The sequence below is a fragment of the Streptomyces sp. SGAir0957 genome (genome assembly GCF_043523415.1).
In genome coordinates, this window is the sequence record NZ_CP027293.1 from 59,443 (window position 1) to 84,917 (window position 25,475).

At 73.4% G+C, this 25,475-nt stretch carries 22 protein-coding genes; 18 read left to right on the plus strand and 4 right to left on the minus strand.

Annotated elements, in window-relative coordinates:
* The first annotated feature begins 43 nt into the window (after nt 1-43).
* The 17 genes from C1N81_RS06040 to C1N81_RS06120 all read left to right on the plus strand — a co-directional run bounded on the left by C1N81_RS06040 (nt 44) and on the right by C1N81_RS06120 (nt 20,501).
* A complete protein-coding gene (locus C1N81_RS06040) occupies nt 44-3,250 on the plus strand; it encodes a hypothetical protein (protein WP_394427554.1) in 3,207 nt (1,068 codons plus the stop codon).
* The gene (locus C1N81_RS06045) at nt 3,247-3,951 is read left to right on the plus strand and encodes a DUF4255 domain-containing protein (protein ID WP_394427556.1); all 705 of its coding nucleotides are present in this window, start codon (nt 3,247-3,249) and stop codon (nt 3,949-3,951) included. The genes C1N81_RS06040 and C1N81_RS06045 overlap by 4 nt, the downstream gene beginning before the upstream one ends.
* Nucleotides 3,948-6,038: an AAA family ATPase gene (locus C1N81_RS06050; protein ID WP_394427557.1), complete on the plus strand. Its 2,091-nt coding sequence runs from the start codon at nt 3,948-3,950 to the stop codon at nt 6,036-6,038. Before C1N81_RS06045 ends, C1N81_RS06050 begins: the two co-directional genes overlap by 4 nt.
* Before the next feature lie 140 nt (nt 6,039-6,178).
* A complete protein-coding gene (locus tag C1N81_RS06055) occupies nt 6,179-7,753 on the plus strand; it encodes a phage tail sheath family protein (protein WP_394427558.1) in 1,575 nt (524 codons plus the stop codon).
* 59 nt (nt 7,754-7,812) lie between these two features.
* On the plus strand, nt 7,813-8,253 hold the full coding sequence (locus tag C1N81_RS06060; protein ID WP_164560583.1) for a phage tail protein: 441 nt from the start codon (nt 7,813-7,815) through the stop codon (nt 8,251-8,253).
* Nucleotides 8,250-8,747 (plus strand): hypothetical protein, encoded by a 498-nt coding sequence (locus C1N81_RS06065; RefSeq protein WP_394427559.1) that lies wholly within the window; start codon nt 8,250-8,252, stop codon nt 8,745-8,747. The genes C1N81_RS06060 and C1N81_RS06065 overlap by 4 nt, the downstream gene beginning before the upstream one ends.
* Nucleotides 8,744-8,902 (plus strand): DUF6760 family protein, encoded by a 159-nt coding sequence (locus tag C1N81_RS06070; RefSeq protein WP_394427560.1) that lies wholly within the window; start codon nt 8,744-8,746, stop codon nt 8,900-8,902. Before C1N81_RS06065 ends, C1N81_RS06070 begins: the two co-directional genes overlap by 4 nt.
* A gap of 4 nt (nt 8,903-8,906) precedes the next feature.
* Nucleotides 8,907-12,038: a hypothetical protein gene (locus C1N81_RS06075; protein WP_394427561.1), complete on the plus strand. Its 3,132-nt coding sequence runs from the start codon at nt 8,907-8,909 to the stop codon at nt 12,036-12,038.
* A gap of 104 nt (nt 12,039-12,142) precedes the next feature.
* The gene (locus tag C1N81_RS06080) at nt 12,143-12,568 is read left to right on the plus strand and encodes a phage tail protein (RefSeq protein ID WP_394427563.1); all 426 of its coding nucleotides are present in this window, start codon (nt 12,143-12,145) and stop codon (nt 12,566-12,568) included.
* 49 nt (nt 12,569-12,617) lie between these two features.
* Nucleotides 12,618-13,340, plus strand: a complete 723-nt coding sequence (locus C1N81_RS06085) for a CIS tube protein (protein WP_394427565.1) — start codon at nt 12,618-12,620, stop codon at nt 13,338-13,340.
* A complete protein-coding gene (locus C1N81_RS06090; RefSeq protein WP_394427566.1) occupies nt 13,337-15,163 on the plus strand; it encodes a VgrG-related protein in 1,827 nt (608 codons plus the stop codon). The genes C1N81_RS06085 and C1N81_RS06090 overlap by 4 nt, the downstream gene beginning before the upstream one ends.
* 35 nt (nt 15,164-15,198) lie before the next feature.
* A complete protein-coding gene (locus tag C1N81_RS06095) occupies nt 15,199-15,519 on the plus strand; it encodes a PAAR domain-containing protein (RefSeq protein WP_394427568.1) in 321 nt (106 codons plus the stop codon).
* Nucleotides 15,516-15,938: a GPW/gp25 family protein gene (locus tag C1N81_RS06100; protein WP_394427569.1), complete on the plus strand. Its 423-nt coding sequence runs from the start codon at nt 15,516-15,518 to the stop codon at nt 15,936-15,938. Before C1N81_RS06095 ends, C1N81_RS06100 begins: the two co-directional genes overlap by 4 nt.
* Nucleotides 15,938-17,899 carry a putative baseplate assembly protein gene (locus C1N81_RS06105; RefSeq protein ID WP_394427571.1) on the plus strand — a complete coding sequence of 654 codons (1,962 nt, stop codon included), beginning with the start codon at nt 15,938-15,940 and terminating at the stop codon, nt 17,897-17,899. Before C1N81_RS06100 ends, C1N81_RS06105 begins: the two co-directional genes overlap by 1 nt.
* Entirely contained in the window at nt 17,896-18,459 is a 564-nt protein-coding gene (locus C1N81_RS06110; RefSeq protein ID WP_394427572.1) for a phage tail protein, read from the plus strand. Before C1N81_RS06105 ends, C1N81_RS06110 begins: the two co-directional genes overlap by 4 nt.
* A gap of 3 nt (nt 18,460-18,462) precedes the next feature.
* On the plus strand, nt 18,463-19,950 hold the full coding sequence (locus C1N81_RS06115; RefSeq protein ID WP_394427574.1) for an NADase-type glycan-binding domain-containing protein: 1,488 nt from the start codon (nt 18,463-18,465) through the stop codon (nt 19,948-19,950).
* A 194-nt stretch (nt 19,951-20,144) separates the two neighbouring features.
* On the plus strand, nt 20,145-20,501 hold the full coding sequence (locus tag C1N81_RS06120; protein WP_394427575.1) for an STAS domain-containing protein: 357 nt from the start codon (nt 20,145-20,147) through the stop codon (nt 20,499-20,501).
* A gap of 132 nt (nt 20,502-20,633) precedes the next feature.
* On the opposite strand, the gene C1N81_RS06125 is transcribed toward C1N81_RS06120, so the two are convergent.
* Nucleotides 20,634-21,599 (minus strand): NAD(P)-dependent alcohol dehydrogenase, encoded by a 966-nt coding sequence (locus C1N81_RS06125; protein WP_394427576.1) that lies wholly within the window; start codon nt 21,597-21,599, stop codon nt 20,634-20,636.
* A 172-nt stretch (nt 21,600-21,771) separates the two neighbouring features.
* Here C1N81_RS06125 and C1N81_RS06130 point away from each other — a divergent pair, with 172 nt between their 5' ends.
* Nucleotides 21,772-22,416: a TetR/AcrR family transcriptional regulator gene (locus C1N81_RS06130; protein ID WP_394427578.1), complete on the plus strand. Its 645-nt coding sequence runs from the start codon at nt 21,772-21,774 to the stop codon at nt 22,414-22,416.
* Between the two features lie 98 nt (nt 22,417-22,514).
* On the opposite strand, the gene C1N81_RS06135 is transcribed toward C1N81_RS06130, so the two are convergent.
* From C1N81_RS06135 to C1N81_RS06145, 3 genes are all read right to left on the minus strand, one after another.
* Complete coding sequence (locus C1N81_RS06135; protein ID WP_394427579.1) at nt 22,515-23,975, minus strand: fascin domain-containing protein; 1,461 nt, start codon at nt 23,973-23,975, stop codon at nt 22,515-22,517.
* Between the two features lie 147 nt (nt 23,976-24,122).
* Nucleotides 24,123-24,752 carry a DUF998 domain-containing protein gene (locus tag C1N81_RS06140; protein WP_394427580.1) on the minus strand — a complete coding sequence of 210 codons (630 nt, stop codon included), beginning with the start codon at nt 24,750-24,752 and terminating at the stop codon, nt 24,123-24,125.
* A gap of 360 nt (nt 24,753-25,112) precedes the next feature.
* Nucleotides 25,113-25,460, minus strand: coding sequence for a YciI family protein (locus tag C1N81_RS06145; RefSeq protein WP_394427581.1), 348 nt, complete (start codon nt 25,458-25,460; stop codon nt 25,113-25,115).
* Nucleotides 25,461-25,475 lie beyond the last annotated feature (15 nt).

Consider the following 25,475-nt stretch of genomic DNA (forward strand, 5'->3'; position numbering starts at 1 on the left):
GCGGTCGCACGCGCGAAGGCGGTTTCGGACGGTGAGGTGGACCGTGGCAGGCACGGAGGGGCCCGGGGGTCGAAGGCTCCGCACGGGGCGTATCGGCTCGGCGTTGCTGTTGCTGGTGCCCCTGTTCGCGGTGACCGCGGCCGCCGGGCCCGGCACGGTGGGCACCAGGGCGGTGGCGGCGGCCGACGCGGACGACACCCGGATCGCGTACGCCGGTACCCGGCACCGCAGCCTCGGCCGGGTGGCGACCACGACGTCGAGCACCCCGCTGCTCGGTGACGGGCCCGCCCACTTCGACACCCAACCATCGGCGCTCGGCGACCAGTTGGTGTTCGCCGGCCGCCGTGACGAGAAGAAGCCACAGATCTACCTGCGCGCCGCCGACGGGGCGGTGCGCAAGCTGACCAGCGGGCGGGACGCGGCGCATCCGCGGCTGACCCCGGACGGGCAGGCCGTGGTGTTCGACTCGGCTGAGCCCGGCGGGCCCGGCGGCGGGACACAGCGCGACCTGTGGCTCGTACGCACCGACGGTTCGGGGCTTACCCGGCTGACGGACACGCCCGCGGACGAGGAGTGCCCGACGGTGTCTCCGGACGGGCAGCGGCTCGCGTACTCCGGCGACGCCGATCCCGCGGTCGGACAGCAGATCTACGTACGGCCGCTGACGGGCGGAACGGCCCAGCGCGTCACCGACCCGGCGGACGGCACGGCGAGCGAGCCCGCCTGGAACCCGGTGGACGACGCCGAGAACCGCGACGTCATCGCCTACACGGCCACGGGGCCGGACGGGCCGCGGCTGCGCTGGGCGGCGGGCGGCGGGGGCGGCGGCGGTCCGCTGTTGTCCGGGGCGCAGTCCGGCTGGCGGACCCACGGGGCAGCGTGGTTGCCCGACGGGGACGGTCTCGTGTTCCTCAGCCCGGACGTCACCTGTGAGTGCGAAGGGGACTGGGACCACGTCTTCCGTACGACGGCGCATTCCGACGCGACGCCCTCCCTTGTACTCAGCGAGGACCGCGAGATCGAGACAGTCACCTGGCTCGGCCCTGTGGACGGCGGCGGGGCGGTCGTGGACCGCACCTCCGCCGCGGGCCCGCACGTGGTCACCCTCCAGGACATCCGCTCCGACGGCTCCGACCCGCGCGACCTCGGCCTGACGATCCTCAAGGAGGACCCGGCGGCGGACACCAACACCGACCCGGCGAAGGATCCGCTGTTCGGGCCCGCCGCCGGTTACGACCCGTGGACGGAGCGGCAGAACTACACGCCGGACGGCCGCCGCATCGTGGTGACCCGGTTCGAGGACACCGACGACGGGCGGATCGAGCGGATCTGGCTGGCCGACGCCGACGGGACGAACACCCAGGCGCTGCCGCTCGCGGGGCGCGGCGCCAAGGACTGGGACACCGATCCGACGTTCTCGCCCGACGGCAAGTCCCTCGCTTTCACCCGGACCTCACCCGGCGGGGTGGGAGACGCGGCGGGGCCGAGCCGGGTCCTGATCGCGGACGCCGCGACCGGGGCGCTCCGGGGCCAGATCACTCCGCCCGCCGGTGAGGCCACCGGCGGGGACGCCCAGCCGACCTGGTCGTCCGACGGCACCACCCTCGCCTTCACCCGCAGGGAGACGATCGGCGGGAACGGCGGCAACAAGCACATCTGGACCGTGCCCCTTGACCACCTCGACCAGCAGCGCGACCTGAGCGCCACGGACTGCCCCGGGGCCTGCGACGTCATCGACGACAGCCCGGCGTTCTCACCGGACGGACGGACGATCGCCTTCAACCGGAAGAACGGCGGCGGCCGCGTCGACGAGCGCAACGGCATTCTGCTCACTTCGCTGAGCGGGGACGGCTGCCGGGTCCTGCTGCCCGCCGCCGCCCGCGACCTGCCCGGGGCGTGCGGCCGTGAGCTGCCGGACACGACGGCCACCGGACCGTTCCAGCCCCGCGACGCCGCATGGACCGCCGACGGCGAGAGCCTGATCGTGAGCTCCCGCTCCGAAGTGGCCGCGAACAGCCCGGAGAAGCTGCACCGGGTGGACGTCGGCTCGGGCGCGATGACGCCGCTCACCGACGATCTGCCCGGGCGGCAGAAGGAACCGAGCGTGCAGCAGTCCGTGGACCTCGCGGTCCAGGCGCCCGACAGGTCCGGTCGGATCGTCGTCGGCCGCACCGGCACGGTCCAGGTCGACGTCGTCAACCACGGGCCCGCCGCCTCCCCCGGCACCCGGCTGACCGTGGCCCCGCCCCTGGGTGTCACGGTCACCGGTCTCACCGCGCCCGGCGCCACCTGCGACGCCGCCGCACTCACCTGCGACCTGGGCGTGGTGCCGCCCGGCAGCACCGTCCCGGTGACGGTCACCCTCACCGGGGTCACGCCGGGCGACCAGCCGGTCGACTTCTCGGTCACCGGCTCCGTCATCGACCCCAATCCCGGGGACAACACCGACCGGACCCTGGTGCCGGTGAGCGAGGCGCCCGCTCCGCCCGACCCGACACCGAGTCCCACCCCGCCCGACCCGACGCCCACCCCCGCCCCGCCCCGGACGAAGCCGCCGACCACGCCACCCGCGCCCCCACCGCCCGCCCAGCCGCCGACCCCCGAGGCGGGACCCGGCGTACGCGTCACGGCCCAGCCGAACCCGGGGTACGTGGGCGGCCGCGTCGTCGTCACGTACACCGTAAGCAACGGCCGCAACGCGCTGGCCACCGGGCTGCGACTGCGCCTCGGACTGCCCGCGGGCATCCCGAACAACGGACCGCCCCCGGGCTGTGACGACGCCCTGCTGTGCGCGCTGCCCGATCTCGCACCCGGCGCGCGCACCACGCTCACGGTCGTGCTGAGCCCCAAGAAGGCGCTCACCACGCAGGTCACGGGCGCGCTGACGACCAGCGGCACGGACGCCGACCTCGGTGACAACTCCGCCCGGCAGCGGCTGCGGATCCTCCAGCCGAAGATCGTCGCCGTCCCGCCGATCGGCAAGCCCGGCTTCGTGACCTCGGTGCGCGGCAAGGACTTCCCGCCGGGCGTTCCCGTCCGGTTCCGCTGGAAGCTGGGCATCACCGCCGCCGCGGCCCCGACGGTGCCGAAGGCCGACGGCACGTTCATCGGGCAGCTGCTGATCCTCGCCAAGGACCAGACGGGCCCGCGGACGATCACCGCACGCGGCCCCGGATTCTCCCCGGTGAAGACGGACTTCCTGGTCGTCAACGGCAGTGTGCAGCCGCCGGACGAGGTGACCCGCCGGTGATCCACGAGGTCGACGAGGCGCTGCGCGGGCTCCTCGACGGGGCCGGGCTCGCGGCGTCGGGGGTCGAGGTGGTCTTCGACGCCCCGACCCGCGATTGGGCGGCCCGGCGCAGCGCGCCCACCGTCTGCGTGTTCCTGTACGACATCCGCGAGGACAACACGCGGCGCGGCAGCAGCAGCGGGGAGATCCATGACGACGACGGCTTCGTCGTCGCGCGGCGCGCGCCGGCCCGCTGGTTCGAGCTGACGTATCTGGTGACGGCGTGGGCGAGCCGTCCGCAGGACGAGCACCGGCTGCTCTCGCAGGTACTCGCCCGTCTCCTCTCCACCGACACGCTCGGCCCCGAGCTGCTGACCGGTTCGCTCGCCGAACTCGGCCTCATCGTCGGCCTGGACGCGGGCGGCACCGGCCTCGACGCACCGGCCGCGTCCGACGTGTGGTCGGCGCTTGGCGGGGAGCTCAAGCCGTCGCTCGGGGTACGGGTGCGAGCGCCGCTGGCCGGAACCGTCCAGGTCGTGGGTCCGCCGGTCACCGACGGGCTCGTGGTCCGCTCTGTACCGCACCCCGCCCCGGACATGGCCGACGCGCCCCGCCGGCTGCGCTACACCGAGATCGACGACCCGGGCGGCGAGGGCTTCGGCGGCTCTCGGGAGCGCCACCCGCAGCCCGCCCGCCGCCGACGAGGAGACCGCCAACCGTGACGTACACCGCCGAACCGGCCGCACCGGCCGACACCGACCGCACGCCGTTCCTGTGGCGGCGGTTGCAGGAGGTGGAGGAGCGGGTGCGGCAGGCCGTCGCGGCGCGCCGCGCGGGCGACCCCGACCCGGACGACCCCTACCGGGGGCAGTACCTCACGCCGGACGCGGTCGCCCGGATCCTCGACGCGCCGGCGCACCCCGGGCTGCCCGCACCGCCGTCGGACGACGAGCCGCCACCCGGCTCCGAACTCGACCGCCTGGCAAGGGACTTCGGGCTCGCCCCGCTGGACGTGGACCTGCTCCTGGTCGCCCTGGCCCCCGACGTGGACGCCCGCTTCGAGCGGCTCTACGGATACCTCAACGACGACCTGACGCGCCGACGGCCGACGGTCGGGCTCGCGCTCGAACTGTGCGGGCACTCCGGTCTGTCGGACGCCCGGTTCCGGCTGGCGCCCGGCGCACCGCTCCTTGCGGGCGGCCTCCTGGAGGTCACCGAGCCCGAACGCCCGCCCCTGTCCCGGGTCCTGGTGGTCCCGGACCGGATCACCGCGCACCTGCTGGGCGGTCCGGGCCCCGACGCACGCCTGCTGCCGGTGCTCGCCGAGGACACGGTCGACCCGGCCCTGGACGCCGTGCAGGTCCGGCGCGCCGCGGCGGCGGCCGTGAGCGGCACCGGGCACGTGCACCTGCGGGCCCGTGGCGGTGCCCCCGAGGGCCTGGCCGGTGCCGCCCTGCGCGCGGTGGGCCGCCGACCGCTGGTCCTGGACGCGGCGGCGCTCGCCCGCCGCCCCCACGAACTGCCCGAACTGGCCGCGGTGGCCGCCCGGGAGGCCCGCCTGACCGGCGCCGGTGTCGTCCTCGGCCCGCTGGAGGCCCTGCCCGATCAGCCGTCCGAGCGCGCGCACGCACTGCGCACCTGGTGCGGGGCGCTGTCCGGCGTCCCGCTGTTCACCTACGGCGGCCAGGGCTGGGACCCCGACTGGGCGGCCCGCACCCCCGTGACCCTGACCGTGACCGGCGCCTCCCCCGGACAGCAGGCCGCCCGCTGGCGGTACGCGCTCGAAGCCGCCGCCGAGGAGGGCGCGCCGGAGGCGGACGTGGAGGCGCTCGCCCGGTCGGTGGCCGCCCACCGGCTCGACTCCCGGCAGTTGCGGCGCGCGGCGCAGGCCGCCGTGCGCGCGGCGGCGCTGGCGGGCAGGGCCGTCAGCACCGGCGATCTGAGGGCCGCCGTGCGCGCCCAGAACAGCGCGGGCCTGGCCCGCCTCGCCCGCCGCGTGGAGCCGGCGGTCGGCTGGGACGACCTCGTGCTCCCGGCCCCGACCCGTCGCGGACTGCGTGAACTGGCGTTGCGCGCCCGCCACCGCGACCAGGTCCTCGGCCAGTGGGGCATGCGGCCGGGCGGCGGCCGGGGGCGCGGCGTGATCGCCCTGTTCGCCGGGGAGTCGGGCACCGGCAAGACGATGTCCGCGGAGGTCGTCGCCGCCGACCTGGGCATGGACCTGTACGTGGTGGACCTGTCCACGGTCGTCGACAAGTACATCGGGGAGACCGAGAAGAACCTGGAGCGGATCTTCACGGAGGCGTCCGCGGTCAACGCGGTCCTGCTGTTCGACGAGGCCGACGCGATTTTCGGCAAGCGCTCCGAGGTGAAGGACGCGCGCGACAAACACGCCAACATCGAGTCGGCGTACCTGCTCCAGCGCATGGAGTCCTTCGACGGGATCGCCATCCTCACGACCAACCTGCGGGCCAACCTGGACGAGGCGTTCACCCGGCGCCTCGACGTCGTGGCGGACTTCCCGGTGCCCGACGAGACCCAGCGCCTGGCCCTGTGGGAACGGTGCCTGGGCGAACGGCTGCCACGCGCGGACGACCTCGATCTCCCGTTCTGCGCCGACCGGTTCGAGCTGGCGGGCGGCTCCATCCGCTCGTGCGCGGTCACCGCCGCGTACCTGTCGGCCGAGTCCGGCACGCCCCTGACGATGGCCCAGGTGGTGACGGCGGTCGCCCAGGAGTACCGCAAGCTCGGCCGACTGGTCCTGGAGAGCGAGTTCGGACCCCACCTCGCGCAGGTCACGGGCGTCTGACCCTGCACGAGCGGGTCCGGCGGGCCGCCCCCGCGGGCAGGGCGATTGCCCCCTGGCAGGGCCCGGCGTCCCCTTTCACCGGTGGCGAGCGGCGACAAGGCTGGATCCGACCCGGACCGCAGGATCGTGAAGGAGCGAGCATGCCGACGTACCTCACCCCAGGTGTCTACATGGAGGAGGTGCAGTCCGGTGCTCGCCCCATCGAGGGGGTCGGCACCGCCGTCGCCGCGTTCGTCGGCTTCGCCGAGGACGGCCCGTTCCACACTCCGACCCTGGTGACCAGCTGGGACCAGTACACGCGCCAGTTCGGCGCGTTCACCCAGGGCACGTACCTGCCGCACGCCGTCTACGGCTACTTCGCCAACGGCGGCGGCGCCGCGTACATCGTGCGCATCGGCGGTTCCTCCGACGACACCTCCGCGCCGGCCGTGAACGGCTCGTCCGCGGGACAGGGCGCCCCCCTCGCGCAACCGGTCGAACTGGGCGGTTTCCTCGTCGCGGCGCGGCCCGGGGTGAGCGGGGTGTCGGTGGAGATCGCCGAACCCGAGGGCGAGAACCCGCCCGAGGACCGCTTCCGGGTCCTGGTGCGCCAGGGCGACCAGGTGGCCGAGACCTACGACGCGTCCACCCGCAAGAACGTCAAGGGCTATCTGCCCAACCAGGCCCGCGCCTCGAAGCTGATCGAGGTCACCGAACAGCGCGGCGCGACCCAGACGAAGCCCGCCGCGCAGACGGTCGCCGTCCCGGACGCCGCGCCCGCCCCCGCACCCGCACCCGCCTCGTCCGCGAACGGCGAGGTGGCCCGGCTCGACCCGGCCGAGTACGTCGGTGACGCGGGGGCCCGTACCGGCTTCGCGGGCCTGGAGACCATCGACGAGATCACGATGGTCGCCGTGCCCGACCTGATGAGCGCCTTCGAGCGCGGTGACATCGACGACGAGGGCGTGCGCACCGTGCAGCTCGCCGTCATCTCGCACTGCGAGCAGATGGGCGACCGCGTCGCCGTCCTCGACACCCCGCCCGGACTGTCCGCGCAGGCGGTCCGCACCTGGCGCAACGACGAGGCGGGGTACGACTCCCGCTACGCCACCCTCTACTACCCGTGGGTGCGCGTCTTCGACCCGGCGGCCGGACGCAACACCACCGTCCCGCCGAGCGGTCACATCGCCGGCGTGTGGGCCCGCAGCGACGCCGAGCGCGGCGTGCACAAGGCCCCGGCCAACGAGGTGATCCGCGGCGCCGTCGACCTGGAACTGCGGCTCAGCAAGGGCGAGCAGGACCTGCTGAACCCGATCGGTGTGAACTGCGTCCGGGCGTTCCCCGGCCGCGGCATCCGGATCTGGGGCGCGCGCACCCTCTCCTCCGACCCGGCCTGGCGCTACCTGAACGTGCGGCGCCTGTTCAACTACCTCGAGGAGTCCATCCTCCTTGGCACCCAGTGGGTGGTGTTCGAGCCGAACGACGACCGCCTGTGGTCGAGCATCCGGCGCAACGTCAGCGCCTTCCTCACCGAGGAGTGGCGGCGCGGCGCGCTGTTCGGGCAGACCGCCGCGGAGGCCTTCTACGTGAAGTGCGACCGCGACAACAACCCGCAGGAGTCCATCGACCAGGGTCGCGTGGTCTGTGAGATCGGAGTCTCGCCGGTCAAACCCGCCGAGTTCGTGGTGTTCCGTCTTGCCCAGTTCTCCGACAGCACCAGTCTCGTCGACGAGTGACACCGCCGGTCCCGGTCGGCCGCCCACATCCCCGCAGCAACGAAAGGTGACAGACAGTCATGGCAGAGGGCGATGCTCTTTCCACCCATATCTTCGGCGTGCAGCTCGGCGGCTACCTGGTGGAGTCGATCCAGGAGATCAGCGGTCTGACCGTCGAGGAGGAGGTCGTCGAGGTCCGCCAGGTCAGCGCGGAGGGCAAGCAGATCATCCGCAAGCAGCCGGGCGCCCGGCAGGCCGGCGAGATCACGATCACCCGGGGACTCGACCAGAGCAGCGAGTTCACCAAGTGGATCAAGGAAACGCTCAACAACGGCGCCGTCGACACGGCACGGCAGAACCTGACCATCGAGATCAAGGACTCCACCGGGGAGACCGTTCGCCGCATCCAGCTGATGCAGGGCTGGGCGTCGAAGTGGGAGGGCCCGTCGCTGAAGGCGGGCGAGTCATCGGCCGCCACGGAGTCCGTGACCATCGTGTTCGAAGAGATCGTCGTCGAATGAGGCGCCGCACGGTGACAGCGGGCAACCTGGACGAGATCCTCCAGGCCACGGCGCCCGCGACGGACGCGCGAGCGGCGTCCCCTCCACCCCCCGCCGCCATCCCTGCGTCCGGACCGGACCACGGACTGCGCACCGAGTTCGAGTTCGAGCTGCCGCGCGGATACGTCGACGAGGCGGGCACCGTGCACCGGCACGGCGCGATGCGCCTGGCCACGGCCCGCGACGAGCTGCGGCCCCAGATCGACCTGCGGGTCAAGGAGAACCCGGCGTACCTGAGCGTCGTACTGCTCAGCCAGGTGATCACCCGGATCGGCACGGTCACCGATGTGCACGCCGGGGTCGTGGAGCGGATGTACGCGACCGACGTGGCGTTCCTCCAGGACTTCTACCGGCGCGTCAACAGCGAGGGGCACACCCGGGCCGCCGTGACCTGCCCGCACTGCGAGGGCGGCTTCGAGGTCGACCTCTCGGGTGGGCGCCTGGGGGAATCGTGACGTACGCGCTCCCCCGGCTGCGGGAGGAGATCGCGTACATCGCCTACCACTTCCACTGGCCCCGCGAGGAGATCCTCGATCTCACCCACAACGAGCGCGGGCAGTGGGTCTCCGAGATCGCCCGGATCAACACCCGCGTGAACGAAGGCGGTTGAGCGCATGGCATGGCGGGACAGAGCGCGGCGCCGCACGGGCCGCCCCGAGGCGGCGCCCGCCCCGGCTCCGGCGGCGACCCCGGCCCCCCGGACGGAGGCCTCCACCGGTGCGGACGGGGCGGGCCCCGGCGTGGACGAGCCCCGCCCCGGCGTACCGGGCGGCTGGGACGGCGGGTGGCGGCAGGTCTCCGCTCCCCGGCTCACCGTCTCGCGCGCTCCGCTGGCCGTCAGCGACGGGCTGGTCTTCCGCGCGGGGCTCGCGGCGTGGCGCGACCCGTCGTTCGACACCGGACTCGCCCACGGTGTGCTGCCCTCGGCCCCCACGGGTCTCGTCTCCGGTGTCGCGCACCCCGTCACGGGCACGGCCAAGGCCGCGCGGAGCGGGGGCGGCCCCCTGCTGCTGCGGGCACTGGCACCGGTCACCGAGGAGGACGACTCCGGACCCACCCCAGGTGCGGGCGACATCCAGAGCACCGCGGTCCGCCCGGCGGGACCGGAGCTTTCACAGGTCCAGCGCCGGGCGCGGGCCGGTGAACGCGGCACGGAACGCACCGACGAGCGCTCCGCCGAGCGCTCCGCCGGGCCTGCCGCCGAGCGCGGCACCAGCGGCACCGGCAACACCGGGCGGACGGCACCGCGGGCTCCGGGCGGAGCGGCGGAGCGTCGTGACGCGCCGTCGGTCCAGCGCCGTACGCCGGAGGGCGGGTCACCGCCCCCCAGGGCGCCCGGCGGCGACGCGACCAGCCGCACATCCCCCGATTCCACGGACACCAGCTCCCGACCCGGGCAGCGGGACGACAAGGGGCGGCGCACCGTTCCGGCACCCGCGCCCGCGGAGGGGCCGGTGCAGCGCGCGCTGGTGGCCAGGGAGTCCCCTGCGGTGCTGGACGGTCCGGTCCCGCCCGTGCGGCAGGCGGACGCACCGGGCGCCGACCGAGCCGCGTCGGCAACGCCTGCCCGTTTCCCGTTGGTGCGCCGAATCGCGGTGGTGCCGGGGAGTATCTCCGGCACCGATCCCGTGCGGCCCAGTGACATGCCCGGGGAGCCCGCGTCCCGGTCTCCTCGTACGGACGTGGGGAGCGCCCGGGCGCGTACGGACGCCGGGAACGGCGCGCGGACGGCGGCAGGCGGGCGGTCCGGAGCCGGGGCGTCCCCTGCCCCTCGGACGGATACCGGAACGGGCGCCGGTCCGAGTGCCGGTCCACGCGCCGGAACAGGTCACGGCCCGCGTGCCGGTGCGGGCCGCTCCCACCCGCGCGACCAGGGCGGTCCCGCACCCCTCGTCCGCCCGCGCCCCGCAGGGCGGTCGCTGATCGTGTCCCGCGACGCGACGGGCCCGGCGCGCCGCATCGCCGCCCTCGCCCCGGCCCCCGCCACCCGGGCTTCGGAGCGGGGCCCCGCTCCGGCCACGGCTGCCACCGAGCCGCACGACCGGCCCGCCGAACGCTCCCCGCAGACCGGGCCCACCACCCCCGGCCGCCCGCCTCTGGGCGCCCCGCTGCCTCAAATGCCGCCGACAGCAATGCAGTTGAGCCCGACCAGCGGCGCGTACACGACGTCCGAGAAGGTCCGCCCGTCCGCCCTGCCTGTCGTGCAGAGCCGGACGGACAGCTCTCCCGAACAGCCTTCGGCCACGCCCAGCTCCGCACCGGGCACGGCGGCACCCGGCACCGCGGCACCGGCCGTCGCGGACGGCCCCGCCCGGCCACCTGTCCGTACGGGCCTCGGCGCTCCCCTGTCGGCGCTGCCCGCCAGTGCCGAGCCCACCGGCCGGGGCGAGCGCTCGGGGCGGCCCCGTCCGGGCGGGCCCGCCCGGCCTTCGCGTGCCTCCGTGCAGCGCGCCCTGGCACAGCCTGGGGACCCGGCACAGCCTGGGGACCCGGCGCAGGCGCCTCAGGCACCCTTGCTGGGCGGGTCCCCGGCCGCGGACGCGGCGCCACCGGCATCGCCACCGCCCGCGAACCGGACCGCGCCCCCGACGCCGTTCGTCGCACCGTCCGGCCACGGCGGGACGGGCGGCCCGGGGGCCACGGATGCCGCAGAGGGACCGGGGACAACGGGCATGTCGGGTGCAGTCGTTCAGCGCAGCGCCTCCGGTCGCGCGACGCCCCCGCAGGACCCCGCGGCGACGCCGCCCCGCGCGGGCGCCTCCGCGCCCTCCGCCACGGGCACCCTTGCGGGCCCGGCCACCCCGGGAGCGCAGGCTTCCGAAGAGTCCGGCGCAACCCCGCTCCCGCGCCCCGGCGGCGTCCGGCACCGCGGCACAGGCCCCGGCGGCCCCGTACCCCTGGTCGTCGCGCGCGCCGTCGGCGGTTCCGCGTACTCCGCGGCGCCCGGCGCCGGGGCGGCGTCCAGGATCCGGCCGACCGTGCGGCTCCTCTCCGCACGCCCGCTGAGCGTGAGCACGCAGGCCGCGAGCGGCCCGGCGCTGCCCGCGCCACGGCCCGGCGGACGTCCCGTCGTCGTGGCGCGCTGGTCCCAGGCCGGGCCGTCGGCGCGGGACGGCGGTGACGCGCAGACCTCCGCGCCCCGGCCCGCCGCCGACGGCCCGAGGCACATCCAACGCGTCACCGGCGCCCCGGCACCCGGGTCCGGGTCCGGGTCCCCAGTCACCCACGTCGTCCGCCCCGCCTCCGCCGCGCCGACGCTCCAGAGCGCCCCGCACGCCTCCGTACCGGCCCGCCCGCTGCCCGTCTCCGCACCGCAAGGCCAACTGCCGCCGGTGCAGCCGACGTTCGCGGCAACTCCGGGCCTCCCCGCGCGGCAGGAGCCGCACCGGACGGCACCCGTGGTGCGCCCCGCGGCGCGCGTCGTCCAGCGGGACGGCGGCACCCCGGCGAGCAGCGGCGGCCCTCCTGCGGCCTCTTCGATGTCCACGCCGGGAACACAGACCACGGCCGCGACATCGACCAGGACCTCGTCCACGGGCACCGGCACGGGTACGGGTACGGGTACGAGCGCGGCCACGGTAGCGAACCGGACCACAGCCTCCACCGGTACGCAGACATCACCCGCCCCCGGCATCGACCTGGACGACCTGGCCCGGCGCCTGCTCGATCCGGTCTCCCGGCTCCTGCGCACCGAACTACGGCGCGGCCGGGAACGGACGGGCCACCCCACCGACCGCCGCCGCTGAACCCGCCACCACCACCGCGCCCGGCACGGGTTCGAGGCGGGACGGGACGGGACGGGGCGGCACCAGAGACCAGAACGCACGAGGAACGGACGACGGACGGACGCATGGCTGACAACATCTTCGCGACGAGCGTCTTCTTCCGGCTCGCCATCGGCGGAAACGACCTGGGCGCCTTCCACACCTGCTCCGGCATGGGCGCCGAGGTCGAGATGGAGAGCTATGCGGAGGGCGGCAACAACGGCTTCACCTGGCAGCTGCCCGGCCGCGTCACCTGGTCGAACATCACGCTCACCCGGCCCGTCACCCAGGACACGGCGAAGATCGCCGGCTGGCTCGACGAGACGCTGCGCCGGGTGGAGCCGAAGGACGGCGAGATCGTCGCCCTACGGCCCGACCTGAGCCGGATCATCAGCTGGCAGGTCTACGGCATCGTCCCCGTCCGCTGGCAGGGCCCCTCGTTCGACCCCGCCAACTCGGCGCCTGCGGTCGAGACCCTGGAGATCGCCCACGAGGGCCTCTCCCCTTCCTGACCCGCCCCGCGACGGATGCCACAGAACCTCCGGAAAGGAACCGCACGCCATGTCCCCAGCGGGCCGCGCCAGCCGCGCCAGGGCCCAGCTCACCCTGAAGGAGCCGCCGGCTTCCGTCGGTTCCCGGCCGGGCGGCACGATCGCGCGGCTCGACCTCCAGTTCAACCCGTCGACGCTGTCGCTGAACAAGTCCACCGAGTGGCGGCGCACGCCGTCCCGGATGGCGGGCGAGTCGGCGCTGCCCGAGTTCGTCGGCAGCGGGCCGCGCACGCTGAGCCTCGACGTGTTCCTGGACGCCACCGCCAAGCACGACGACTCGGTGGAGCAGGCGGTGGAGAAGCTGATGAAGGCGTGCGTCCCGACCCCGGCGAGCCTGGGCCGCAAGAAGCCGGCCAGTCCCTGGGTGCGGTTCGAGTGGGGCACCGCGCGCACCACGTCGTTCGACGGGGTCATGTCCAGCCTCTCGGTGTCGTACACGCTGTTCGACGTGGACGGAAAGCCGCTGCGTGCCACCTGCTCGCTGTCCATCGAGGAGGCGAGCGTCGATCCGCCGGGCCAGAACCCGACGTCGGGCGCGCGCACCGCGCGCAGCACGCACACGGTCGTGGCGGGCGACAGCCTCGCGATGCTGGCCTGGCGCGAGTACGGGGACGCCACCGCCTGGCGGGCCATCGCGGAGGCCAATGGGATCGACGACCCCATGGCGCTCGTTCCCGGTACCGAACTGGTGGTGCCGGGCGTGCGCGACGCGTGGGACGAGGAGGAGTCGTGACGACATCCGAGGCGCGTGACGGGCGGTCGTTCGCGGCCGATCCCATCGTCGAGGCACCCGGTGAACTGCCACCCGCCTGGGCCGCGCAGCTGGTGAGTTGTGTGGTGGACGAGAACGTGGGACTGCCGGACATGGCGGTGCTCACCTTCAGGGACCCCGACCACGAACTCCTCGGCGAGACCGGGATCACCATCGGCACCGTGCTACGGGTCTCGGTGGTGACCGTGAAGGGGCGGGCGCGCGAGCGGCTGTTCAGCGGCGAGGTGACGGCCCTCGAACTGGACCGGGACAGCACCGGCACCTTCACCGTCGTCCGGGCGTACTCCAAGACGCACCGTCTGCAGCGGGGCCGCAAAGTGGTGGCGTACCGCAACATGACGACCGCCGCGATCGTGCGCAAGGTGGCGACGGGGGCGGGGCTCGCCGTCGGGAAGGTGGAGGCGCCGGCCGTCACGCACCAGCAGCTCTCCCAGGCCAACGTCTCCGACTGGGAGTTCCTGCAGTACCTGGCCGGGGAGAGCGGGGCGCTGGTGCGGATGGACGACAAGGGCGTGCTGCAGTTCACCCGGCCGGTGAAGGCGTCCGGGGCGCCCGCGCCGTCGACGTCGGCGACCACGAACCCGATGGTCCTGGAGTACGGGCGCAACCTGCTGGCGCTGCGCGCCGCCCTGACGACGGCCGACGCGGCGTCGAAGGTGCAGGTGCGGGGGTGGGACGTCACCACGAAGCGGCCCCTGGTCGCGGAGCAGGCGTCGATGGTGAGCGGCACGGTGGTGCCGGGACTGAGCCCGACGGCCGTGAACCGGTTCGGCAGGGCCACGCAGCTCACCGTCACCGACACGCCGTACCGCACCCAGGCGGAGGCGACGGCGGTGGCCCGGGCCACCGCAGAGCAAGTGGCCTCCGGATACGGAGAATTGGAGGCCGTCGTGGAGGGCAACCCGATGCTGCGCGCCGGAAAGCCGATCGCGCTCGGCAACGTCGGCAAGGAGTTCTCCGGGCGCTACACGGCGACGGCGGTGCAGCACGTCCTCGAACCGCACGGCGGGTACCGGACCACGGTGTGGGTGAGCACGAGCCCGGACCGCTCGCTGACCGGGCTCGTCACCGGCGCAGGCGCGCCCGGCCGCGGCCCGCGCGTCCCGGGTCTGGCGATCGGCGTGGTGACGGACGTGCGCGAGGAGCCGCTCGGCTCGGACCGGGGCGCGGTGCGCCTCAAGTTCCCTTGGCTGGACGACACATACGTCTCCGACTGGGTGCGCACGGTGCAGTGGGGCGGCAAGGGCGGCGGGGGCGTGGTCAGCCCCGAGGTCAACGACGAGGTGCTCGTCGGGTTCGAGCAGGGGCTGCTCGACAGTCCGTACGTCATCGGCGGGCTCTACAACGGCGTGGACAAACCGTCGCCGCACGACGTGCCGCTCGTCGACAAGACGAGCGGGAAGGTCAACCGCCGTTCCGTCGTGTCGCGTTCGGGGCACCGGGTCGAGCTCCTCGACGCTCCGGCACCGGGTCCTTCGGGGCTGCGTCTGCTGACCGGCGACAAGCGCCTGGAAGTACGCCTCGACGACCGCGAGGACCGGATCGAGGTGACCGTGTACCGGGGTGCCAAGCAGGTCGCGAGCTCCCTCGTCATGGACAAGGACGGCATCACGCTCGACGCGGGAAGGGGCGAGGTGAACATCAAGGGGCGGCGGGTGAACGTCGACGGCCAGTCCTCGGTGAACGTCACCGGCCGCAAGGTCGGGATCACCGGACGGACGGAGGCCTCCGTCGACGGCGGACTCCTCGGCATCCTCAAGGCACGCCTCGTCAAGATCAATTAACCCCCAGGCCCACCCCTCCCCCATCAGGAGCGTCCATGCCCGCAGCAGCCCGTACCGGAGACCCCACCAACCACGGGGGCCGGATCACCACCCCGCCGCCCATGTCCGCCGCCGCCGTGCTGACCGTGGAGATCGAGGGTCGTCCGGCCGCCGTCGTGGGCAGCCTGCACGTCTGCCCGATCGTGCCGCACGCGGCGCTCGGCCCGGGGAACGTGATCGTGCCGAACCCGGCGGCCCTCGCCCGGGACGCCGTCCTCATCGGCGGGGTGCCCGCCGCGCGGATGAACGACAAGACGGCGTGCGGCGCGCAGATATTGCCGGGCGCGCTGACCGTGCAGATCGGGGGGCCGATGTGAGCGAGCGGTTCATCGGGCGCGGCTGGGCGTTCCCGCTGCGGGTCGGGCCCACCGGGGGCATCGCCATGGTGGAGCGGGGCCGGGAGATCGAGGAGGCCATCCGCCTCGTCCTCGGCACGGCGCCGGGCGAGCGGCCGATGCGCCCCGAGTTCGGCTGCGGCATCCACGACTACGTCTTCGCCCCGGGCGACGGCGCCACGGCGGGGCGGGTCGCGCAGCAGGTGCGCGAGGCGCTGGAGCGGTGGGAGCCGCGGATCACCGTGGACGACGTCGTCGTCGCCTTCGACTCGGTGGACGCGGGCACCTTGTACATCGACGTGCACTTCACCGTCCGGACCACCAACGACCGGCGCAACCTGGTCTTTCCCTTCTACACGATCCCCTCGGAGGAGGGGACCGAGGAAGCGGTCGGCAACTGATGGCCCTGCCCTCCCCCAATCTGGACGACCGACGGTTCCAGCAGCTCGTCGACGAAGCGAAGCGGTACGTGCAGCAGCGCGCGCCCGAGTGGACCGACCACAACGTGTCGGACCCGGGCGTCACCCTGATCGAGACGTTCGCCTACCTCGTGGACCAGCTGCTGTACCGGCTCAACCGGGTCCCGGACAAGAACTACCTCGCCTTCCTCGACCTGCTGGGCATCCAGCTGTTCCCGCCGGCGGCCGCGGGCGCGGAGGTCGACTTCTGGCTGTCCGCGCCGCAGCCGGAGACGGTGACGCTGTCCGCGGGCACCGAGGTGACCACGGTCGCGGGTGACGACGAGGACGCCGTAGTGTTCGCCACCACCGGCGAACTGGACATCGTGCCGAGCGAGTTGACGCGCCTGGTCACCGCACCGCGCAGCGGGGACCAGACCGACAGGACCCGCGCGCTCACCGAGGGACGCGACGTGCCGTGCTTCCAGGCGGTCCCCGAACCGGGCGACGCCCTGCTGTTCGGGCTGCCGACAGCGGTGCCGCGCTGCATCGTCGCCGTACGCCTGGACAGCCGCGTCGAGGGCGTCGGCGTCGACCCGAGGCAGCCTCCGCTGGTGTGGGAGGCGTGGGACGGGGCGCGCTGGCGGCGGTGCGAGACGGGCGAGGACTCCACCGGCGGGCTCAACCGCCCCGGCGAGGTCATCGTGCACGTCCCCGCGGGGCACACCGCCTCGGTGATCGGCGGCACCCGGGCGGGCTGGCTGCGCTGCCGGGTCGTCGAACCGGAACCGGGCCAGCCGTTCTACTCCGAGACGCCCACCGTGCGCGAGGCCGCCGTCTTCACGATCGGCGGCACGGTGCGCGCGGAGCACGCGGAGACGGTGACCGACGTGCCGCTGGGCGAGTCGGAGGGCGTCGCGGGACAGTCGTTCCGCCTCGACCGCCCGCCGGTGCTGCTCGACGGGGAACCGCCGGTGGTGGAGGTGTCCTCGCCCGAAGGGTGGCTGCGCTGGGACGTCGTGGACCACTTCGGACGCTCGGGACCCACCGACCGGCACGTACAAGTCAACGCCTCCACCGGGGAGTTCACGTTCCCCCCGGTGTTGCGCGAGGCCGACGGAACGCTGCGCTCCTGCGGCGCCGTACCGCCCAAAGGAGCCCTGGTGCGGGTCGCCCGCTACCGGACCGGCGGCGGTCCGGCCGGCAATGTCGCGCGTGGAGCGATCAACGTGCTGCGCAGTTCCGTCCCGTACGTGGCACGGGTCGGCAACCGGGAGGCGGCGCACGGCGGCGTCGCCGGTGAATCCGTCGCCAACGCCAAACTGCGCGCCCCGCAGGCCCTGCGGATGCAGGAACGCGCGGTGACCGCCGAGGACCACGAGATCATCGCCCGCCAGGCGGCGCCCTCGGTGCGCAGGGTGCGCTGTCTGCCCGCCGCGGAGGAACCCGGAGCGGTGCGTGTCCTCGTGGTGCCGGACGCGGTCGCCGACGAGGGCGACGACCGGCTGCGCTTCGAGCAGCTGATCCCCTCCGACCAGGTCCTCGCCACCGTCACCGAGGCCCTCGACCAGCGGCGGCTGATCGGAACCCGGCTCGTCGTGGAGCCGCCCGTCTATCAGGGCGTCACCGTCGTGGCCCGGCTCACCGCACCCGGCGGCGACACCGACCGGATCCGGGAGGCGGCGCTCGCGGCGCTGTTCCGCCACCTCAACCCCCTGAGCGGCGGACTCGACGGCACGGGCTGGCCGTTCGGGCGGCCGGTGCAGTACGGGGAGGTGTTCGGGGTGCTGCAACGGGCGGTCGGCGACGTGCTGGTGGAGGACATCCGGCTGTTCGCCGCCGACCCGGTCACCGGACGGCGCGGCACCCCGTCCGACCGCATCGACATCGGCGCGGGCACCCTCGTCTTCTCCTACCAGCACCAGGTGGTCGTCACCCCGGCGGACGCGGAGGCCCGCGGATGAGCCGCGCCGCCGTCCCCGGCCTGCCCAGCCGTTACCCCATCGGTGAGCAACTGCCCGCCCTCTACGCGGAGGACGACTTCGCCCAGCGGTTCACGTCCGGGCTCGACACGGTCCTGGCGCCGGTGTTCGCCACGCTCGACAATCTGCCCGCCTACCTCGATCCCCGGGTGACGCCCGAGGACTTCCTGGCCTGGCTCGCCTCGTGGGTGGGCGGCGCCGACGACCCGCGCCGTCCCCTCGAACTGCGCCGCGCTGCCACGGTCCGGGCCATGGAACTGCACCGCAGGCGCGGCACCGCGGGTGGCCTGGCCGAGGCCCTGCGCCTCGTGCTCGGCGTGGGCGCGGACGTGGTGGGGGGCGGCGCGGCGGCCTGGTCCCGCACGGCGGGCGCCGCACTTCCGCCCGCTCCGGCGGCCGAGGTCCTGATCCGGGTCTGGCCGGACCGGACGCCGGACGTCGACGCGGACCGGGTCCGCGAACTCGTCCGGGACCTGTGCCCGGTGCACACGGCCTGGCGGGTGGAGGTCCTGCCGGGACCGCCCGCAGACGACGGAAGGTGAGTCATGCGCGAGTGCCCTGCCTGCGGGGCGTCCAACGAGGACACGGACGACTTCTGCGGCAACTGCGGCAACTACCTGGGCTGGTCGAACGAGGCGGCGGGCCGCTCGGCCCGGCGGTCGGCGGAGCCGGTCCCCGATCCGGCCGCGTCACCGGCCACCGCCCCGGCCGCGTCACCGGCCACCGCCCCGGAGACGGAACCGGCCGCGCCGCCCGCCGCACACCGGGGGCTCCCGGACGGCCCGTCGCAGGCCGCGCCCGCGACACCGCCCGCGCCCGCCGCGCCCCCGGGACCGGCGGGCGGCGCGCGGACCGAAGCGCCGGGTCCACCGCCGGCTTCGGCGGCTGAGGCCCCCGCCCGACCGGCCCCGCCGCCCGCGGCGGATCCCACAGCCGGGGCCCCGGCTCCGGACGCGGCCCCGCGCCGACGAGGCGGCCTGCGCCTGCGGGGCACGGCACGAAAGCGCCCGCATGCGGCGGAGACCACCCCCGGCACCACTCCGGCGACGGACACCTCCCGGGCCGCCGCACCGGCACGGCCGCCGGTGCCGGAGGCCTCCACCGGCGCAACCGACACCGACTCCGCCGCGGGCCCGGCGGTACCGCCGGTGCCGCGCACCCCACCGCCACCTGACGCCCCGTCAACTGCCGCACCGCCAAGCGCCGCACCGTCACCCGCCCCGCCAGCGCCTCCCGCCGCGCAGCGGCCCGCCGAACCCCAGCCCGTGCGGCCTGCCAGGGCCGTCACCCCGCGCCCCGTCGTACGGACCGTCCCGGCACAGGAGGACACGACAGGCGTGCCGTGCCCCGCCTGCGGAACGCCCAACCCTCCGGGCCGCAGGTTCTGCCGACGGTGCGCGACGCCGCTGGCCCCGGCCACCGCGGCCGTACCCCTGCCGTGGTGGCGGGCGATGTGGCCGCTGCGACCGCGGCGCACCCGGGCGGGGTCCGGCCGGCTGACACGGGCGCTGGTCGTGCTCGCCGTGGTGCTGGCCCTGTGCGCAGGCGGTCTCCTGCTGCTCCCCTCCGGACGGCACCTGATCGAGGACACCCGCGACAAGCTCGGCAAGGCGAAGGCGGTGACCCCGTCGCGCGTCACGGCTACCGCCCAGCTGGCCGGGCATCCGGCAGGCGACAGCGTCGACGGGCTGAGCAACCGGTACTGGGCGGTGCCCGGCTCCGGCGCCTCCGTCACGTACACCTTCGGCCGGCCGTTCCGTCTGGTGGACCTGATCATCACCAACGGCGCCTCGAAGTCCGCCGAAGAGTACGCGCGTGAGGCGCGCGCGCTGCGGATCGACGCCGAGGTGACGTCGAAGGACGGTGAGGTCCGGCACAAGGAGATCTCGCTCAGTGACAAACCGGGACCGCAGACCATCCAGATGGGCATCAGCGACGTCACGACGATCCGGCTCACCCTGAACGCTCCGGCGGGGCTGGCGCCCGGTCGCCACATCGCTCTCGCGGAGGTGGAGTTCTTCCAGAGGGCGTGACGCGCGAGTGGCATGCAGGGATCCGGGACATTGGCATATGTCAAGTGGATGAACTGAGGTCCACACAAAAGGACCGGGGTGCCGGAAAAGCCGTCACGCGAGGGGCGTTGGCTATAGTCTGACCAGCACTCCTCGCCCTGGCCCCCGGCGCAGCGCACCCTCCCTCGCCCCGAGCTGGAGTCGCATAAATGCACATGCCGGAGTCATTGAGGCCAGGATTCGTCCGGCAGTACACAAGGTACGGACACCTCGTACTCGAACTGCACGGTGAGATCGACATCAGCGCCGCCATCGAGTCAGCCGCCCTCCTCGACGAAATCACCGCCCAGCACGGCATCAAGCTCATCGTCGACCTCACCCCCATACAGTTCCTGGACTGCGCCGGCCTGGACCTGCTGTGCCGAGCACAACGACGCGTGCTGGAACGGAACGGCACCTGGCTCCTGATCTGCCCCCACCCCCTCACGCTACGGCTGATGCGGATGACCCGCCTGACCGAGCGGCTCCACCCGGAACCGACGCTCGAGCACGCCCTCACAGCGCAGGGGTGACAAGCACCCTCAACGGGCAAGCACCCTCAGCGGGCGCAGGCCCTGAGAAACGGTGCCGCCGACAGCCGAAGCATCCTCCCGCCTCATCGCACACCACCGCCGCCTTCCTGGGTCAGCGCCTTCGCCGACGCCCTACGCGACCCTGACCACGTACTTGCCCTGGACGCCGCCCGCCTCCAGCGCCCGGTGTGCCGCTGCTGTCTCCTCCAGGGGAAAGACCGTGTCCACCGCGGGGCTCAACTTGCCCTGCACCACATGGCGGGCGAGGTCGTCGAAGTCCGCCCGCGTGGGATTGCCGCTGAAGAAGCGGACCCGGCCGGGTCCGTGGACCGTGCTGGCCGCGAGGTAGCCGAGCGAGGCCGCGGGCCGTTTCAGGTCGAAGGCGATGGTGACCATGCGCCCGCCCGGATTCAGGAGGCGCCGGAAGGCCCGCAGGTCGGTGCCCGCGGTGTCCAGGACCACATCGAAGCGGCCCAGTTCCGCCGGCTGCACGGTCCGGTGGTCGATCGCCTTGTGCGCGCCGAGCCCGCGGACGAAGTCGAGGTTGGCCGCACGGGCCAGGGCCGTGACCTCGGCGCCGTACGCCTGTCCGAGCTGGACGGCGGCGTTGCCGACACCGCCCGCCGCGCCCCGGACGAGGAGTCGTTCGCCGGGGCGCAGCCCGGCTTTGTCCCGCAGCGCGGTGATGGCTGTGGTGGCCACCGGCAGCGCGGCGGCGTCCACCAGGTCAAGGCCGTCCGGGAGCCGGCCCATCCGCTCGGCGGGCACGGTCACGTACTCGGCGGCGCTGCCGAACCCGGCGGTGCGGCCGAGGACCCCCCATACGCGGTCACCGGGCGCTAACCGTGTGACTCCGGCACCCGCTGCGGCGACCTCGCCGGTGAAGTCCAAGCCGACGCGCTTGGGGAATGTCCGGCCGCTCAGCAGGCGGAGACGGCCGGCGCGGGCTGCCAGTTCGCCGCCGTTGACGCTGAACGCGCGCACCTTCACAAGGACCTCGCCGGGGGCCGGCTCGGGGCGTGGCACGCGGCTCGTGTAGAGCACCTCGGGGCCGCCATAGCGGTCGTAGAGCACTGCCTTCATCATGCGGTCGTTCATCGTTCTGCCTTTGCCGCCGGGGCCGTTCGGGGATCTGGCATCGACCGTAAGCTCGTAAGCGGACGCAATCGTCCACTTGGACCGGAAGCGAGAGACAGTGATGGTGGAATCCTCTCGGAACACAGCGCGGGACGAGGTGCGGGCGGATGCCCGGAACACAGCTCGGGACGAGATGCGCGCGGATGCCCGGCGCAACCGGGAGCGCCTCCTCGTCGCCGCCCGTGCGGTCTTCGCGGAGCACGGAATCAACGCCCCGATGGCGACCGTGGCCCGCCGGGCCGGGGTCGGCGTGGCGACGCTGTACCGGCATTTCCCGACCCGGGACGCCCTGGTGCGAGGTGCCTTCGCCCAGCAGATGGAGACCTGCGCGCGGGCGCTCACGGAGGCTCTGGCCGCCCCCGACCCGTGGCAGGGCTTCCAGCGGCTGGTCGAGACGATCTGCGCCCTGCAACGGGAGGAACGCGGGTTCCCCGCCGCGTTCGTCGCGGCCTTCCCGGAAACCACGTCGGAACACGCCCAGTCCCGGCAACGAGCCGAGCGGGACTTCACGACTTTGGTACGCAGGGCCCAGGCGTCGGGCGCGCTACGCGCCGATTTTCACCCTTCGGACCTCGCCGTCATCCTGTTGGCACACTGCGGTCTGGTGGCCGCCCTACCGGATGACGGTGCAGCGTCCCGGCGCCTGGTGGCCTATCTGCTCCAGTCGTTCCGCACCGACACGGCCGACAAACCACTGCCCCCGCCGGCCGCACTGACACTGCGCAGCCTCCCGATGGCAGCCGACGGTCCCCGCGGGCAGCGGCCCTCAAGTCGCTGACAAGAAGCGCTACCTGCCGCGGGCCACATCCAGTCCGATCACTCCCCCTTCCGCGACAGGCCCTGTTCCGGGGGTGGGACGGGTCGCCGGGAAGGGCGTCAGGAGGTGGAGAGCTGGATCAATCTGTGGTCGGACAGTCCGCCGTCGGTGACGCTGCAGGCGTACGTGAGGTTCTGCGGACCGAACAGGTAGTCGATCTTGTTGTTGCCGTCGGTGGGATCGCCCGTGTGCGGGGAGGCAGGCGTCTGCTGACCGCACTCCTGGTAGCCGTTGTAGAGGCTTGAAAGGTAGGAGACGTCTTTCGTGGTGGTGTTGAGGTCGCCACCGAAGTACGTGGTGTAGCCCGCGGCTGCGAACTTGACCGTCTGCGCGCGCATGGCGTCAGCCTGCTTCGGCCGGACGAGATTTCCAGGGTCGGTGTCGTCCCCGGCCGGATTGCCGTTGGCGTCGGTGTAAGGGCCGCTGCTGAAATGGGCGTTGCAGAAGGTGGTGCCCTCGTCCGGAACGGCGGCGCAGAGCATCGGCCGCTGCTCCTTCTTCTTCTCGTCCGGCTTGTCCGGCGAGGGCAGCACCGTACCCATGTACCACGTGTTGCTGTCCGGGACGGCGAGAGCGATTCCGAAGGATCCCCGGTCCGCCTGGTCGGATCCGTCCTCGCAGGTCTTCTGCGCCTGGATCACCCTGCCGTCGGTCCCGGTGGCCACCTTGTAGTAGGTCGGCATGAACCGCACGTCCAGCGGGCCGGCCCACTTCTCCAGTTCGAGCTCCAGGGGCTTCGCCATCTTCTCGCAGATCTCCTGGAAGAAGATGGCGTCAGGGCGCTTGCTGCCCAGCGCGGAGTGGAGGGCGGAGGACACCTTGCCGGCGACTGTGGCGGGCGGAGCGTACTTGAGCTTGCAGTCGTCCGACGGGTTGTTGTTGGCGCAGATGTTCCAGGAGACGACATCCTGCGAGCGCGACGCGGGCTTGGAGGGGGCAGGAAGTTTGTCCGCTTCGCTGCCCTGAGGGCCGACTGGCTCGAGAGTGAACCGTTCCCAGGAGCCGAGTTCGGAGGGATCGGTGCGGGCGCGCAGCAGTCCGTAGTCTTCGTAGGTACCGAGCTCCGCTTTCACATACTTACCGTTGTGGGCGAGCAGGCCGAACGTGCCGCCCGCCAGCGGCCGCAGCGTGAAACGCTCCCACGCGCCGGTGGCCTCGCCCCGGGTACGCAGCAGGTCTCCGCTGGCCTCGTCCTCCGCGGTGACGTACCTCCCGGTGGCCTCGGAGCGAAGGCTGACGGTGGACCCGTACGGGTCGTTCGCACCCTTGACGTAGTCGGTGTGCAGGGTGAACAGCTCCCACCCCTTCGGGAGCGTGGCGTCAGGGTTGGCCCGGAGCTTCTCGTCGCCGCCTTCCCCGGCCTTGACCGTCACGTAATAGCCGTTGACCTTCAACGCCCAGCGCTGTCCGGCCGAGGAAGGTGGCACTGCCACGTCGGCTGCCGTCGACGGCGTGGCCAGTGTCATCACGGCGATGACGGCGGTCACCACGGCCGCCAGGGCAAGTCGTATGCGTCTCACAGTCGCTTCATTCTCCGCAGGGTTTCGCATCCGAGGTGGATGTGTGTGAGTGATTGAACTTGGCGAGCATACGGTTCAGTTGCCGAAGCAGGCGTGCTTTATCGGACGCGGGGATCTGTGGTGGGTGGGCGACACGGAGCTTCGGTCTCAGCGCGTCGACTGCGCTCCGCTGGTCTCGAAACCATGTCCCGGACGCCCCGCGAACACATCGGCCGGGCGCGCGAATCCTGGGCGCCGTGGTAGGTGCTTTTGCACGTAGTGGCCGAGGACACCGAGGAGGACCACCTCGCTGCCCAGCAGCACGCGCTCCACCAGTCCGATCAGTTCCCGGTGGCCCGGTCCCGCGGAGAGGGCCATCACGACGGCCCCCGCGAGCGCGGCCCCGGACAGCAGACGCAGCCAACGGACCGTTCGTCGCGCGTCGGGGGCAGCGGCGAGCCGCCGGGCCAGGACGAGTCCGGTCAGCGGCAGCGCGAGGAACGCCATGATGGAGGCGTAGCGGTGCACATAGGCCGATCCGCTCAGGTGTGTGGTCAGCGGGTCGGTCGGTACCACGGCGGCGATCACCAGGCCCGCGCCCCACGCCGCCAGCAGCGCGGAGGGCAGACCGCGCACGGGTGTCAGCCATCTCCTCGCCACGGCCAGCAGGACGAGGGACATCACCCCGAGGAACGCCATGCTGGTCTCGATCAGGCCGCCCCGGTCGAGCGCGGCGAAGTCGCTGACGGTCAGTGAGAACGGGCTCAGCCCGGGGTCGGTGTCCGACGGTGCCCACACCGCTGCGCCTGCCGCCAGCGGCGACGGCCGCCCACAGTGCGGGGGCGAGGAGGCGAGGCAGCCGGCCGCGCGTACGGCGTCGGTGAGAGATCATGCCCTGATCGTTCGCTGCCGGGGAGACGCCGCACCATGGGGTGATCCCCGATATCTCCCCGAGTCCCACCCTGATGCGCCCATCGGCGTGCGACTGAATGCGGATCGGCGGCCCCCGGCCGCTGGGCCATTGAGCCGCTGGGCCATTGAGCCGCTGGGCCATTGAGCCCTTGGGCCGTTGAGCCGCTGGGCCGTTTAGCCATTGAGCCGCTGAGCCGCTCGCGCGCGACACGGTATCTGTTCCAAGCGTCGGCGCCTGGGGCCTCGTCAGGCGGATTCGAGGATCGGGCGGATCTCGATCGTCTCCGGGGTGGGGAGAGTTCTGGCCAGCTCGACGGCCTCTTCCGGGTTGGATACGTCGATGATGAACCAGCCGCCCAGGGTCTCTTCGCCGCCCTGCGCGGGCCCGTCGGTCACTTGTGTTGTCCCGTCGGCCGCTGTGCGCACCGTCGCGGGACGGGTGTGTTCGGTCTGCAGGGCCTCGCCGCCGACCAGCTTCCCTGTTGCGGCGAGGCGGCCGATCCAGGCCTCGTACTGCCCGCGGTATGCGGCTCGGTCGGTCTGGATCAGTCGGCGTGACGCGTCCGTCTCGAAGATCACGAGAGCGTATTTCATGAGGCCTTCTTCCGC

Coding starts and splice junctions, on each gene's coding strand:
- C1N81_RS06055 (WP_394427558.1), top strand. CDS start 6,179: ATGCCGACGTACCTCACCCCAGGTGTCTACATGGAGGAGGTGCAGTCC.
- C1N81_RS06060 (WP_164560583.1), top strand. CDS start 7,813: ATGGCAGAGGGCGATGCTCTTTCCACCCATATCTTCGGCGTGCAGCTC.
- C1N81_RS06065 (WP_394427559.1), top strand. CDS start 8,250: ATGAGGCGCCGCACGGTGACAGCGGGCAACCTGGACGAGATCCTCCAG.
- C1N81_RS06075 (WP_394427561.1), top strand. CDS start 8,907: ATGGCATGGCGGGACAGAGCGCGGCGCCGCACGGGCCGCCCCGAGGCG.
- C1N81_RS06080 (WP_394427563.1), top strand. CDS start 12,143: ATGGCTGACAACATCTTCGCGACGAGCGTCTTCTTCCGGCTCGCCATC.
- C1N81_RS06085 (WP_394427565.1), top strand. CDS start 12,618: ATGTCCCCAGCGGGCCGCGCCAGCCGCGCCAGGGCCCAGCTCACCCTG.
- C1N81_RS06095 (WP_394427568.1), top strand. CDS start 15,199: ATGCCCGCAGCAGCCCGTACCGGAGACCCCACCAACCACGGGGGCCGG.
- C1N81_RS06105 (WP_394427571.1), top strand. CDS start 15,938: ATGGCCCTGCCCTCCCCCAATCTGGACGACCGACGGTTCCAGCAGCTC.
- C1N81_RS06110 (WP_394427572.1), top strand. CDS start 17,896: ATGAGCCGCGCCGCCGTCCCCGGCCTGCCCAGCCGTTACCCCATCGGT.
- C1N81_RS06115 (WP_394427574.1), top strand. CDS start 18,463: ATGCGCGAGTGCCCTGCCTGCGGGGCGTCCAACGAGGACACGGACGAC.
- C1N81_RS06120 (WP_394427575.1), top strand. CDS start 20,145: ATGCCGGAGTCATTGAGGCCAGGATTCGTCCGGCAGTACACAAGGTAC.
- C1N81_RS06125 (WP_394427576.1), bottom strand. CDS start 21,599: ATGAACGACCGCATGATGAAGGCAGTGCTCTACGACCGCTATGGCGGC.
- C1N81_RS06130 (WP_394427578.1), top strand. CDS start 21,772: ATGCGCGCGGATGCCCGGCGCAACCGGGAGCGCCTCCTCGTCGCCGCC.
- C1N81_RS06145 (WP_394427581.1), bottom strand. CDS start 25,460: ATGAAATACGCTCTCGTGATCTTCGAGACGGACGCGTCACGCCGACTG.